This window comes from Kitasatospora cystarginea, from assembly GCF_039533515.1.
GTDB lineage: Bacteria > Actinomycetota > Actinomycetes > Streptomycetales > Streptomycetaceae > Kitasatospora > Kitasatospora cystarginea.
This window is the reverse complement of sequence record NZ_BAAATR010000014.1, coordinates 24,891-37,046: the sequence shown is the minus strand read 5'-3', so window position 1 is coordinate 37,046 and position 12,156 is coordinate 24,891. Positions and strand designations below refer to the sequence as shown.

At 73.7% G+C, this 12,156-nt stretch carries 14 protein-coding genes and 1 riboswitch; of the genes, 4 read left to right on the top strand and 10 right to left on the bottom strand.

The features are described from left to right. Nucleotides 1-40: 40 nt before the first annotated feature. Both ABD369_RS17325 and ABD369_RS17320 read left to right on the top strand, forming a co-directional pair. Nucleotides 41-520: a carboxymuconolactone decarboxylase family protein gene (locus ABD369_RS17325; protein WP_344637316.1), complete on the top strand. Its 480-nt coding sequence runs from the start codon at nt 41-43 to the stop codon at nt 518-520. A gap of 120 nt (nt 521-640) precedes the next feature. Beyond that, a complete protein-coding gene (locus ABD369_RS17320; RefSeq protein WP_344637315.1) occupies nt 641-1,471 on the top strand; it encodes an isocitrate lyase/PEP mutase family protein in 831 nt (276 codons plus the stop codon). A gap of 164 nt (nt 1,472-1,635) precedes the next feature. Here the strand turns inward: ABD369_RS17320 and ABD369_RS17315 are convergent, their stop codons facing one another. From ABD369_RS17315 to ABD369_RS17270, 10 genes are all read right to left on the bottom strand, one after another. Continuing rightward, nucleotides 1,636-2,769 (bottom strand): cytochrome P450 family protein, encoded by a 1,134-nt coding sequence (locus tag ABD369_RS17315; protein ID WP_344637314.1) that lies wholly within the window; start codon nt 2,767-2,769, stop codon nt 1,636-1,638. Next, entirely contained in the window at nt 2,730-4,262 is a 1,533-nt protein-coding gene (locus ABD369_RS17310; RefSeq protein WP_344637313.1) for a cytochrome P450, read from the bottom strand. The genes ABD369_RS17315 and ABD369_RS17310 overlap by 40 nt, the downstream gene beginning before the upstream one ends. Then, complete coding sequence (locus ABD369_RS17305) at nt 4,259-4,861, bottom strand: GTP-binding protein (RefSeq protein WP_344637312.1); 603 nt, start codon at nt 4,859-4,861, stop codon at nt 4,259-4,261. The genes ABD369_RS17310 and ABD369_RS17305 overlap by 4 nt, the downstream gene beginning before the upstream one ends. Next, nucleotides 4,839-5,213, bottom strand: a complete 375-nt coding sequence (locus tag ABD369_RS17300; protein ID WP_344637311.1) for a DUF742 domain-containing protein — start codon at nt 5,211-5,213, stop codon at nt 4,839-4,841. Before ABD369_RS17300 ends, ABD369_RS17305 begins: the two co-directional genes overlap by 23 nt. Further along, nucleotides 5,210-5,623, bottom strand: coding sequence for a roadblock/LC7 domain-containing protein (locus ABD369_RS17295; protein ID WP_344637310.1), 414 nt, complete (start codon nt 5,621-5,623; stop codon nt 5,210-5,212). Before ABD369_RS17295 ends, ABD369_RS17300 begins: the two co-directional genes overlap by 4 nt. After that, nucleotides 5,607-6,905 (bottom strand): sensor histidine kinase, encoded by a 1,299-nt coding sequence (locus tag ABD369_RS17290; RefSeq protein ID WP_344637443.1) that lies wholly within the window; start codon nt 6,903-6,905, stop codon nt 5,607-5,609. The genes ABD369_RS17295 and ABD369_RS17290 overlap by 17 nt, the downstream gene beginning before the upstream one ends. Nucleotides 6,906-7,224: 319 nt before the next feature. After that, nucleotides 7,225-8,358, bottom strand: a complete 1,134-nt coding sequence (locus ABD369_RS17285) for a PP2C family protein-serine/threonine phosphatase (RefSeq protein ID WP_344637309.1) — start codon at nt 8,356-8,358, stop codon at nt 7,225-7,227. Nucleotides 8,359-8,533: 175 nt separating this feature from the next. Next, nucleotides 8,534-8,737 carry a hypothetical protein gene (locus tag ABD369_RS17280; protein WP_344637308.1) on the bottom strand — a complete coding sequence of 68 codons (204 nt, stop codon included), beginning with the start codon at nt 8,735-8,737 and terminating at the stop codon, nt 8,534-8,536. A gap of 328 nt (nt 8,738-9,065) precedes the next feature. Continuing rightward, complete coding sequence (locus ABD369_RS17275; protein WP_344637307.1) at nt 9,066-9,632, bottom strand: TetR/AcrR family transcriptional regulator; 567 nt, start codon at nt 9,630-9,632, stop codon at nt 9,066-9,068. Beyond that, the gene (locus ABD369_RS17270) at nt 9,632-10,456 is read right to left on the bottom strand and encodes an alpha/beta fold hydrolase (protein WP_344637306.1); all 825 of its coding nucleotides are present in this window, start codon (nt 10,454-10,456) and stop codon (nt 9,632-9,634) included. Before ABD369_RS17270 ends, ABD369_RS17275 begins: the two co-directional genes overlap by 1 nt. Nucleotides 10,457-10,655: 199 nt before the next feature. On the opposite strand from ABD369_RS17270, the gene ABD369_RS17265 reads away from it, so the two are divergent. Beyond that, a complete protein-coding gene (locus ABD369_RS17265) occupies nt 10,656-10,859 on the top strand; it encodes a tautomerase family protein (protein WP_344637305.1) in 204 nt (67 codons plus the stop codon). Between the two features lie 171 nt (nt 10,860-11,030). Beyond that, a riboswitch (cyclic di-AMP (ydaO/yuaA leader) is annotated at nt 11,031-11,187 on the top strand. Nucleotides 11,188-11,198: 11 nt separating this feature from the next. Continuing rightward, on the top strand, nt 11,199-12,077 hold the full coding sequence (locus ABD369_RS17260; protein WP_344637304.1) for a M23 family metallopeptidase: 879 nt from the start codon (nt 11,199-11,201) through the stop codon (nt 12,075-12,077). Nucleotides 12,078-12,156 lie beyond the last annotated feature (79 nt).

Sequence of the window (12,156 nt, the reverse complement as noted above, 5' to 3'; positions counted from 1 at the left end):
AACCACATGGGCGGGCCACTCGGCATCTACGGTTGTCCACGTGACGACGAACCAGAACGCTTACGCCCCCGCCCCCGTCCAGCGCATCTCGCTCCCGCAGCAGGCCCCCGAGTTCTACCGGGCCATGATCGACCTTGACCGGGCCGCCTCCGCCGGGCTGGACCCGATCATCGCCGAACTGGTCAAGACCTACGCCTCGATGATCAACGGCTGCGCCTTCTGCCTAGACATGCACACCACCGACGCCCGCAAGATCGGCGAGCAGGCCCACCGGCTGTTCAGCCTCCCGGCCTGGCGCGAGACCCCGTGGTTCACCGCCCGCGAGCGCGCCGCCCTGGCCCTGACCGAGGCGGTCACCAAGGTCACCGAGGGGCATGTGCCGGACGCGGTCTTCGAGGAGGCCGCCAAGGTCTTCGACGAGAAGGAACTGGCCCAGCTGCTCGCGATGATCATCACCATCAACTCCTGGAACCGCATCGCCATCTCCACCCGGCTCAGCCCGGCGCCCAAGGAGGCGTGAACAGGGCCCTCCGGGGCCGATCGGTGGGCCCCGGAGGGCCCACCCCGCCCCGTGAGGGTTCGGCTGTCCAGGTCCGATCTCCGCCAGTCCACCGTCGCGTCTCACTGACAGGCTGACACCATGACCACTCAGCACGACAAGGCCAAGCTCTTCACCGATCTGCACCGCCCCGGCGACCCGCTGGTGCTGGCCAACGTCTGGGACGCCGCGAGCGCGCGACTGGTCGCCGCCGCCGGTGCGCGGGCGATCGCCACCGCCAGCGCCAGCGTGTGCTGGACGCTCGGCGCGAAGGACGGCGGCGGTCTCGACCGGGACCGGGCGCTGGCCCAGACCGCACTGATCACCGGTGCGGTGGACCTGCCCGTCACCGCCGACCTGGAGGACGGCTTCGCCGAGACCGCCGCCGGGGTGGGTGAGACCATCACCGCCCTGCTCGCGACCGGCGCGGTCGGCGTCAACCTGGAGGACGGCCCCGCCGGCGGGGCGCGCGAGCTGCGCCCGGTCGCCGAGCAGGCCGAGCGGATCGCGGCCGCCCGCGCTGCGGCCGACGCGGCCGACGTGCCGTTGTTCATCAACGCCAGGACGGACGTCTTCCTGCGTGGCGTCGGCGAGCCCGAGAGCCGTCTGGACGCGGCCCTCGCCCGCGGACTGGCCTATGTCGACGCGGGCGCGAGCGGCGTGTTCGTCCCCGGCACGGCCGACCCGGCGGTCATCGCGGTGCTGGCCGAGGCCCTGCCGGTCCCGCTCAACGTGTCCGGCCACGCCGCCGCGCCGGGTGTCGCCGAGCTCGCCGCCCTGGGCGTGGGCCGGATCAGCCTCGGACCCGGCCTCGCCGAGGTCGCGTACGCGGCGGTGCGGCGCGCCGCCCGCGAGGTCTACGCCGACGGCACCTTCGGCGGGCTCGCGGACGGGCTGAGCTATCCGGAACTCAACGGTCTGTTCCAGGACTGACCGGGAATCAGTAGGTCGTCCTCCGGCTGCGGCTACTACCGGCGTCACGGGGCGCCGGTCCCCGCAGCCGGAGGTCCGCCCGTCGTCACCGAATCTTCACAAGCTCGGCCGGCCGTGGTTGGAGGCCGTCGGTTCCCGTACCCCGACGGCCTCCAACCGCCTCCTCAACCGTTCAGCCGCACCCGCAGCTCGCGGACGCTGTTGCTGACGAAGGACGCGATCGGCTCCGGCTCGGGCCCGTCCGCGAGCGAAAGGCCGGGGAAGCGCTCGAACAGGCCGCGCAGCGCGGTCTCCGCCTCCAACCGGGCCAGGCCCGAGCCGAGGCAGAAGTGCGGGCCGTGGCCGAGCGAGAGGTGCCGGAGGGGCTGCTGCCGGGAGAGGTCGAAGCGGTCCGCGTCGGGGTAGTGGCTCGCGTCCCGTCCGACGGCACCGTACGAGGCGAGCATCGCCTCCCCGCGCCGGATCACCACGCTGCCGAGCTCGCCCCCGTCCACCTCGATGTCCTCGATCGCGTACCGCAGCGGGAACTGCCCCACCGGCGAGTCGTAGCGCAGGGTCTCCTCGACCACCGCCGACCAGGAGTACGTGCCGTCCAGTACCTGCCGCAGCTGTTCGGGGTGGGCGAGCAGCGCGCGCACCGCGTTGGTGATCAGGTTGAGCGTGGTCTCGTGCCCGGCGATCAGCATCAGCAGCAGCGTGCCGACCAGCTCCTGCTCGCTGAGCCGGTCCTCGTCCTCGCGGGCGGCGATCAGGTCGGTGGTCAGGTCGTCACCCGGCTCGGCCCGCTTGGCCTCGACCAGCGACGCCAGCAGCGCGAACAGCGAGGCCTGCGCGGCGACGGCCTCCTCGGGCGTGGCGGAGCTGCTCACCAGGGTGTCGGACAGCTCGTGCAGCTCGTCCTGCTGCTTGGGCGGGAGTCCGAGCAGTTCGCCGATCACCTGCATCGGCAGCGGGTAGGCGAAGTGCTTCCGAAGGTCGAACTCGCCGTCCAACTGCGCGATTCCGTCCAGCAGCCGGGCGGTGAGGCGCTCGATCCCGGGCTGCAGCGCGCTGACCCGGCGCGGGGTGAAGGCCTGGCTGACCAGGCCGCGCAGCCGTCGGTGGTCCTCGCCGTCGGCAGTGGTCATCCCGGGCACGGTGACGAAGTTGAGCAGCGGCCAGCCCTTGGGCAGGCGGCCTTCCCTGAAGGTGTCCCAGAGCTGCGGGTTCTTCCCGACCCGGGGGTCGGTGAGCAGCTGCTGGAGGGTGTCGTGGCGGGTTATCGCCCAGACCACCACCCCGCCAGGGAGTTCCACCACGACCGCGGGTCCCGCCGCCCGGAGCCTTGCGTTCTCGGCGTGCTGGTCGCGTCCGAAGGGGTCGAGCCGGACGGGTGCGGTACGGGGGTCGGAGGTGTCCATACGGGCCTTTCGGGTGCGGGGATGCGCGGTGGGGTGAAGGCGCTGTAGAGCACCGGCAGGGACACCAGCGCTCGCGACCACGGTGACGGCCGCCAGGCCAGCTCATGGGCGGGTACCGCGAGTTGGAGGTCCGGCAGTCGGTGCAGCAGGGTCTCCACCGCGGTCTCCACGATCAGCCGGGCCGGGTGCTGGGCCGGGCAGACGTGCCGGCCGGCGCCCCAGGCCAGGTGGGCGCGGTTGCCGCCGATGCCGTCGGGGCTCTGCACGGCCGGGTCGGCGTTGGCACCGGCGATGCCGAGCACCAGCATGTCGCCCGCGCTGATGTACTGGCCGCCGAGGACGGTGTCGCCGGTGGCCCAGCGGCCGGGGAAGTTCTGGGTGGGCGGGTCGCGCCAGAGCACCTCGTCCAGGGCGTCCGGGACGGTCAGCCGCCCGCCCGCGAGGGTCGCTCTGAAGCGGCGGTCGGTGAGCAGCAGGCGCAGGGTGTTGCCGATCCAGTTGATGGCGGTCTCGTTGCCCGCGACCAGGATCACCACCAGGTGGTGGAGCGCTTCCTCGTCGCTCAGCCCGGCTTCGTGCGCCAGCAGCCAGGAGGTCAGGTCGGCTCCGGGCGTGGCCCGGCAGCGGCGGACCAGGTCGACCAGGATGGCCTGGAACTCGGCGTTCGCCCGGACCGATTCCTCGCTGCTGTCCACGAAGTGGCTGATCAGATCGATCAGGTGCGGTCCGGCCTCGGCGGGCAGGCCGAGCAGCTGGGTGAAGACCAGCAGCGGCAGGCGGCGCGCGTACTGGGCGATCAGGTCGGCGGTGCCGTCCGGACCCAGGCCGTCGATCAGGGAGTTGGCGGCGTTCTCGGTCAGCTGCCGCAGCTGTCGGTGGTCGATCCGGGCCAGGGTGTCGGCGACCGCGCCCCGCAGCCGCTGGTGGTCGGCTCCGTCCAGGTTGAGCAGGGTGGGCCGCCAGGAGGTCATCGGCAGCAGCGGCGACTCGGGCTTGAGCCTGCCCTCCCGGGGTACCCGCCAGCGGCGTGAGTCCTTGGAGAACAGCTGCTCGTTGCGGGTGAGTTCGAGCAGTTCGGCGTAGCCAAGCACCAGCCACGCCTCGACTCCGGGCTCCAGCTCGATCGGGGCGACCGCGCCGTGCTCCGCCCGCATCCTGGCGTAGAGGCCGTGCGGGTCGTCGGAGACCGAGGCGCCGTACAGCGGTGCGGTACCGAGCTTGTCGTGCATCGGGCAGCCGGGCAGCGGGACCCGGGCGCCGGTCGGTCTGCCCGCCCCGGGTTGTTCCGGGCCGCCGGGGGCGCCCGCGGGGTGGCCCGGCACGTCCGCCGCGGGCGGCGCGCCGGCCGGCTCCGGCGGCTGGACCCGGCTGTCCTGCTGGGGAGTCGTCATGGCTGCAGCTCCAGGGCCGCGGTGGAGTGCAGGTGGTCGACGAAGTCGATCAGGACGTCGTAGGCGGCCCGGCGGTCCCGGGCGTCACACCTGAGGATCGGCACCTCGGGCAGGAGGTCGAGCGAGGCGCGCAGCTCCTCCTCGGGGTAGGCGGGCGTGTCGGGGAAGGCGTTGACGGCGACGGCGAACGGGATCCGCCGCTCCTCCAGCTGCCCGAGCACATCGAAGCTCTCCTCGATCCGCCGGGCGTCGACCAGCGCGATCGCGCCGAGCGCGCCGCGCGAGAGGTCATCCCACAGCGGCCAGAACCGCTGCTGCCCGGGGGTGCCGAAGAGGTAGAGGGCGAGCCTGGGGTTGAGCGTGATCCGGCCGAAGTCCAGCGCGACCGTGGTGGTGGTCTTCTCGGGCCGGCCGGTGAGGTCGTCCACGTCCACGCCGGCGGCGGTCATGGTCTCCTCGGTGCGCAGCGGTGTGATCTCGCTCAGCGAGCCGACCAGGGTGGTCTTGCCCACCCCGAACGGACCGGTGACCAGGATCTTCACCGCGCCCTGCACGGTGGACGGCAGGTAGACCGGCTCAGCGGAGTTGGCGGAGGCCAACGAGCACCTCTTCCAGGAGGGTTGCGGGCAGGCGCTTGGCCTGCGGTACGGGTGGGACTGCGGGGGGCAGGACCTGGACGGCGCCGAGGTCCCGGAGGTCGCCGACCAGCACCTTGACCACGGCCAGCGGCAGACCGAGGTGGGCAGCGACCTCGGCGATCGAGAGCAACTCCCGGCAGAGCAGCAGGATGCGCCGGTGCTCGCGGTTCAACCCGGGCTGCCGCTGCAGGAGTTCGTCGATCAGGACGGCCGGGTCCACGCTGATCAGGCTCTCCAGCGCCAGCTCCTGATCGGGTCCGCTGGGCCGGCTCCGGCCGCCCGTGATCACATACGGCCGGACCGGGCCGCTCAACGCGCGTCCCCCAAGGCCGCCTCCACCCGCGGCGGGCTGGTCAGGTGGGTGCCGATCCGCTCCACCAGCATCTGCATCTGGTACGCCACCAGGCCGGCGTCCACGGCCTCGCTGGTCACCACGGCCAGGTGGGCGCCGGCTCCGGCGGCCACGATGAACAGGTAGCCGCCGCCGTACTCGATGATGATCTGGCGGGTGGTGCTCTGCCGGCCGCCGAAGCCCTGTGCCACTCCGCGAGCCAGCGACTGGAGTCCGGAGCAGGCGGCGGCCAACCGCTCGGCGTCGTCGCGGGCGATCCGCTCGCTGCGGCCGATCTCCAGGCCGTCGCTGGACACCACGACGGCGTGCTGCACCTCGGGAACGCTGATGATGTCGGCCAGCAGCCAGCCGAGGTCAGGAGTGGTGGTCATGGAACTCTCCGGAGTGCTGGGGGGATTGGGGGGAAGGGGAAGCGGGGGGAGAAACGGGGAGGCCGTCGGGCCGGGTCTGCTCGCGGGCCGCCGAGCGGCCGTCGGCGGTACCGGTCTGGAAGAGGGACATGAAGGTCTGTGCGTCGCGTGCGGAACGCGGCGGCACGGGCAGTTCGAGGGTCGTCTCGTCCGGGCCGTCGGCGGGCGCGGGGGCGGCGTGCCGCCGGTTGGCCCGGCGCGGCAGGCCGCCGGGGGTGGGCGGGGGCGCGGGTACCTGCTCCTGCGGGGCGGGCCGCTGCTGCCGGGGAACCCGGTCCACCGGCGGCTCCCGGTGGCCGGTCCCCGCTCCCGCCGGGCGCTCGAAGGCGTCCGTGCGCCGTCCGGTGGCGGGCCCGGGCAGCGGGTCGGTGAGCAGCGGGGTGGGCAGCAGTACCACCACCCGCACCCCGCCGTAGGGCGAGGGGGCGGAGCTGAGGGTGACCCGGAAGCCGTACTGCTCGGCGAGCCGGCCGACCGCCGCCAGCCCCAACTGCGGTACCTCGCCGAGCCGGGAGACCTCCATGGCGCCGCCGCCCGCGAGTGCGGCCGCGGCCTTCTCGACGGCCTGCTCGGACATGCCGACCCCGGCGTCGTCGATCTCGATCACCGTGCCGTTGTGCACCGGCATCAGGGTGACGTGGACCTGGGTGCTCGGCGGCGAGTACCGGGTGGCGTTGTCGAGGAGTTCGGCGACGGCGTGGATCAGCGCCTCGGCGGCGGCGCCGACCACGGCGGTCTCGATCCGGCTGCGGATCACCACCCGCTGGAACGGCAGGATCCGGGACTGGGCGCCGCGCACCACGTCCTCAAGCGCGACCGGTTCGGGCCAGTGCCGTCCGGCCCGGGCGCCGCAGAGCACGGCCAGGGTCTGTGCCAGGCGGGCCTGTTGGGCGGCCGCGTGGTCGGCCTTGAGCAGCCCCTCCAGCAGGGCCGGGTCGTCGTGCCGGCGCTCCATCTCGTCCAGGCCGGCCTGCTGGTCGTGGGCCATCACCAGGATGCGCCGGGCGACGCTGAGGAAGGCCCGGCGGGTGGAGGCGTTGAGCTCCTGCTCGCGCTCGATGGCGGCGTGCTCGCTGCTGCGCAGTTCGGTCTCGTTCTGCAACTGTGCGCGCAGGGCGGCGAACTCCTGCTCCTGGGTGTGGAGCCGGGCCCTCAGGGTACGACTGACCGCGCGGTACCGTGCGGCGGCCAGGAGGGAGAGGGCGGCGAGCACGCCGGCAGCCGGACCGCACCACTGAGTCATCGTCACGCGGGGGATTCTAGGGGGATGATCCTACGTATGTGTGAACGTATCTGACGTTCAGTGACCCGATCGCGACATTTCTGCTGCTGGACAGCTCAACTGGGACCAAGGTTGGCCGGATCGGGCTCCAGTTCACCCCCGAGACAGCTCAAATCCGGGTACCTGTCGGTAATTTCGTCCGATCCGGCGATCCGGCGATCCGGCGATCCGGCGATCCGGCGATCCGGCGATCCGGCGATCCGGCGATCCGGCGATCCGGTGCCGGGCCGGCGGACGGGGGATCGCCGGATCGCGGCACCGCCCGGCCGCCCCGGCCGGTTCAGCTGCCCGCGCCCAGCCGGCGCACGATCACCACCGTCCGGTCGTCGGCGACGTTGCGGGCGACCGTCTGCAGCAGCTCCGCCGCCGGATCGGCCGCACCGCCGTACCGGAGCAGCGGTGTGGCCGCCTCCAGCAGTCGCCCGATGCCCTGGTCGATGTCCTCGCCGGGCACCTCGACCAGGCCGTCGCTGTAGAGCAGCAGCGAGTCCCCGTACGCGAGCCGCCCGGCGGTCGGGGGGTAGCGCGTCCCCGCGAAGATCCCCAGCGCGGGTCCGCTCTCGCCGCGCAGCTCCCAGCGGCCGCCGTTCGCGCGGTGGTAGTGCGCGGCGGGCGGGTGCCCGGCGTTGAACAGCCGGTAGCGCCCGGTCGATGGGCTGAGCGCGAGGTGGACGGCGGTGGCGAACTCGTCCTCCCAGTCGCCGGCGGCCAGGTAGTCGTTGGCCCGGGGCAGGAAGGCCTCGGGCGGCACCGAGCCGAGCAGCATCGCGAACGCCCCGGACAGGTGCATCGACCGCGCGGCGGCCCGGCTGCCCTTGCCCGAGACGTCGACCAGGACCACCTCCAGCAGGTCCCGGTCGGGCCGCTGCGAGGTGAGCAGGAAGTCGCCGGCGAAGAACGCGCCGCTGACCGGGGAGAGGGCCCGGTGGAAACGCCAGTCCAGCAGGCGGTCGGGGAGGCGGCCGAGGTCCCGGGTGCGCTCGGCGAGTTCCAGCAGCATGGTGTCGCCCCGGGTGCCGCGCAGTCCGAGCCGGCTGCGGTGGCGGGACATCAGCAGCCCGATCACCGCGGCGAGCGCCACCATCAGCGCCGAGCCGAGCCGCACCCCGAGGGGCACGCGCAGCAGCCGCTGGGCGAGCAGCCCGAGCCCGACCGGGACCAGCAGCATGGCCTGCAGGCGGATGTGCAGGAGGAAGCCGCCGACCAGCAGCGGCAGCGACAGCGCCGACGGCGGGCAGTCGTTCGGCGCGGCGATGGCGAGCAGGGTCAGCAGCGCACTGCTGATGGTGAGCAGAACGAGGGCGAGCCACTCGGCCTGCGGGTCGCCGTCCAGCAGGCGGCTCAGCCAGCGTCCGTAGGGGCCGCGCCGCAGCGCTCCGGCGAGCTGTCGTGCCACCGTGGTGACTGCGGGCACGAGGACCTCCGCCGAGACTCGGGCCAGGCCACTGACCATCCGTTGGCTCAGGTCAATCTAGCGTCGCAGGTCCGGATCCCGGTGAATGCCGCGTCGGCGCGAGGGGCGTCCCTTCGGTCGGGGCGCGGCTACCGAGATTGTCCGCAGCGCACCGGGCTTCAGCCCGGAGAGCGCGTCAATGGCCGTCGCTCTCCCCGTACGGCTCCTGGGCGCGGGCGGGGACCGGCCGCAGCGAGCGCAGGCCGCGGGCGATCGCGAAGGCGCGCCGCGCGGTGTCCGCCAGTCCGCTGCCGAGGGGTGGCCGTACGGCCGCGGCCGGGCGGTGCTGCTCCGGGATGGGACCGGTACCGGGACGGGTGGTCCGCGTGGTCTGCGTCATGCCGCCCTCCTCCTCGTGATCGTGCCTCGGGGCCGCCTGCTCCGCGGCCCACGCCCCCGGCGGCGCGATGCGGGCCGCCCGGACGGTACCTACCCAGGCCCACCCCCGGTGCGACCGGCGGTATGCGACAGTTCGGTCTCGAATCCCCGGGTCCGCACCGGTACGTGCGCGGCGTCCATCCGGATCGGCCCTGCCACGGTACGCGACCCGCTGCGGGCTCCCCCCGGCAGGCCCCCGCCGCTGAACCGCCGCACGGCTCCGCCCCGTTGGGCCACCCTGTGCCCTGGGCACGGTCGGCGTCAAGCCGCCGCCCTCCCTGAAGCCGCCTTCAGGCGGGCCAGGCCCGCAGCCCCTCGGTCAGCACCCGGATCAGCCGCTCCCGGGTCACCGCCAGGTCCTCGGCCAGCTGGAAGGCCCCGCCGGCACAGAGCGAGGCGAAGCCGTGGGCCATCGAGCGCACGGTGCGCGCCGCGTGGATCGCCTCCGAGTCCTCCAGGCCGTATCCGCGCAGCACCGCCAGGATCACCCCGACCAGCCGGCCGGCCGCGTACTGCAGGTCCTCGTCCTCCTGGGGCGCTTGCGGCAGCGCGGCGTACCGGCGCGGGTGGCGGCCCGCGTAGTCCAGGTAGGCCGCCAGCAGGGCCTCGACCGCCTCGTCCTGGCTGCGCCCCAGCACCGCCGCAGCCAGCTGCTCGGCCAGTTCCTCGGTGACCCGGACGGCGATCAGCCGGCGCAGTTCGGCCAGGCCGCCGCTGACGTGCTTGTACAGGGACGGGGTGGCGACGCCCGCGCGGGCGGCCACGGCGGCCAGGGTGAGGGCCTCGGGGCCCTCCTCGTCGATCAGTTCGAGGGCGTGGCCCACGACGGCGGCGGGGGTGAGTCCGACCCTGGGCATCAGGCGACCTCGTGCAGGAAGGGGAGCAGGGCGTCGGCGGTGGCTCCGGGGAACTCCGCCTGCGGGTAGTGTCCGGCACCGTCGATCATCACCTTACGGCCCTTCAGCGCGGCGGCCTGCCGGTCGGCGAGCGCGGCCGGGTCGGGAAAGTCGACGTCCTTGCTGCCCATGATCACCAACGCCGGGCAGCGGACCGCCGCCGCCGACCCGGCGGCCACGGAGTCGCCGCCCAGCTGGCCCCGGGTGGCGTTCTTCCGGCCGGGGGCGCGCAGCGCGGCGACCAGACCGGCCCGGTAGGCCCCGAAGTCGGCGGGCCGGCGCGAGGGGTAGTAGTACCGCTGGGCGGCGCCCCAGCTTCCGGGGAAGGCCAGCACCAGCGGGCCGAGCGCCTTCATCAGCGCCCGCCCGAAGGCGTTCGGCGAGTGCTCCAGGAAGGCGTCGATCAGGGCGATCCCGGCAACCCGCTCGGGAGCGGTTCCGGCCGCCTTGACCACGGTGGCGCCGGTGTAGGAGTTGCCGACCAGGACGGCCCGCGCGATGCCCAGGTGGTCCAGCAGGGCGAACACGTCGTGCGCGACGGCGTCGGGCGAGTAGTCGTCCCAGGCGATCGAGGACTCGCCGAAGCCGCGCAGATCCATGGTGATCACCCGGTGGCCGGCCGCGACGAGCAGCGGCCGCAGGTACCGGTACGAGGCGCGGGAGTCGAGCATGCCGGGCAGCAGCACCACGGGGGCGCCGCCGGCGGTGGTGCCGCTGTCGTCGAACGCGATCCGGCCGCCGGGGACGTCGAGGAACCGGGTGTCGGGGTGCTGGGTGCCGGGCATGGTGAGCCTCCGCCGTTGTGTGGCTGCTTCCTGTAGCCCAAAAGCTATGGCTAATAGCTTTAGCCGTCAAGGGGTCTGCGGTGACTGCACTCGCGGACTCCGGTGGGGTGCTCGCCGCCCGGGGTCTTCCGGGCGTCGGTGCTCCGGGGTCGTGCGATACGGTGCGGCTGACCGCAGAACCCGAACCTGAGGGGCTGTCATGCCGTTCATCAACGTCAAGCAGCTGGCCGGCCGCACCGAGGAGCAGAAGGCCGAGATCGCCCGCGAGCTCACCGAGGCGTACGCCCGGGCGACCGGCGTGCAGCCGGAGAGCATCTGGGTGGCGATCGAGGAGGTGCCGCGCGAGAACTGGGCGATCGCCGGTGCGACCTTCGCCGAGCGGGACCGCCGGGCCCAGGGCTGATCCCCCTGGTGGATAACGGGCTGTCATGGGGCGAGCTGGTCAATAGTCACAAATCGCCCATTGCGCCTCAGGAGCCAAGGACTTCACCAGGCGTGCAGCTTGGAATCATGGCCTTCTCGGATTAACGTTTGATAACGCAGCGCGGTCGGCAACGCCGTACCCGAACGGCACCGTGCGCCGTCGCCCAATCCCCAAGATCTGCCCCGTGGGTGGGTCCGGGAGCCGGGGAACCACGTTCCTGGGGTGAATCGGGTGGGCCCGCCCACTCGTAGGAGACCTTCCTGCTCCGAACCCGTCAGCTAACCCGGTCGGCGCGAAGGAAGGAAAGGAGCGCGCCCGGTGGCGTCCTTGTCGCACAGCCCTGCCAACCTCGGGGTCGGCAGCGTCGGGGTCGGCACCCAGCTGCTCGACCTTCCGCCGGAACCGGCCGCCGACGCCGACGGTGCGGCCCGGCACCGGATGCCCCGCCAGTCGCGCAGCGGCTCGCTGCTCGGCGTGACCGCGATGGCCGCCGGACTCGGCGCCACCGGTTTCGCCACCGCAGGACCGGCCGCCGCGGCCACCGCCACCCAGCCGCCCGCTCCCGCGCCGGCGTTCTCCGTCCCCGACACGGCCTCGGACCACGTCCTGGCCGCCGACCCCGGACTCACCCTCACCGCCCGGATCCAGCAGCAGGCCGACGGAGAGCGCACCAGCACGGAGGAGGCCGCCCGGCTGGCCGCCGCCCAGGAGGCCGAGGCCAAGCGGGCCGTCCAGCAGGCCGAGGCCCAGGCCGCCGGGGAACGCGCCCGGCTCGGCACCCTCCGGCCGCCGGTCGACGGCTACACGCTCGCGACGCGGTTCGACCAGGCCGGTTCGCACTGGTCCCAGCCGCACACCGGCCTGGACTTCGCCGCTCGCACCGGCGCCCCGGTCACCGCCGTCGGCGCGGGCACCGTCACCGCGGCCGGCTGGTCCGGCGCGTACGGCTACCGGGTGGTCCAGACCCTGCCCGACGGCACCGAGATCTGGTACTGCCACCTCTCCGCCATCTCCGCCGTGTCCGGACAGGTCACCGCGGGCACCCAGCTCGGCCGGGTCGGCGCGACCGGGCACTCCCGCGGCGTCCTGCCGTCGGGCGTGCCCCTCGGCCCCCACGTCCACCTGGAGGTCCGCCCCGCCGGGGGCGCCCCGGTCGACCCGCTGGCCTGGTTCCACTCCCACGGCCTCCAGCCGTAACGGCCCTCGGCCGCCGGGCGCGCCCCGGCGGCCGGCCCGGCCGGGCCCGGTACACCCTGGTGCAGGGGCGCGGTGCGGC

Coding starts and splice junctions, on each gene's coding strand:
- ABD369_RS17320 (WP_344637315.1), top strand. CDS start 641: ATGACCACTCAGCACGACAAGGCCAAGCTCTTCACCGATCTGCACCGC.
- ABD369_RS17310 (WP_344637313.1), bottom strand. CDS start 4,262: ATGACGACTCCCCAGCAGGACAGCCGGGTCCAGCCGCCGGAGCCGGCC.
- ABD369_RS17295 (WP_344637310.1), bottom strand. CDS start 5,623: ATGACCACCACTCCTGACCTCGGCTGGCTGCTGGCCGACATCATCAGC.
- ABD369_RS17290 (WP_344637443.1), bottom strand. CDS start 6,905: ATGACTCAGTGGTGCGGTCCGGCTGCCGGCGTGCTCGCCGCCCTCTCC.
- ABD369_RS17280 (WP_344637308.1), bottom strand. CDS start 8,737: ATGACGCAGACCACGCGGACCACCCGTCCCGGTACCGGTCCCATCCCG.
- ABD369_RS17275 (WP_344637307.1), bottom strand. CDS start 9,632: ATGCCCAGGGTCGGACTCACCCCCGCCGCCGTCGTGGGCCACGCCCTC.
- ABD369_RS17270 (WP_344637306.1), bottom strand. CDS start 10,456: ATGCCCGGCACCCAGCACCCCGACACCCGGTTCCTCGACGTCCCCGGC.
- ABD369_RS17265 (WP_344637305.1), top strand. CDS start 10,656: ATGCCGTTCATCAACGTCAAGCAGCTGGCCGGCCGCACCGAGGAGCAG.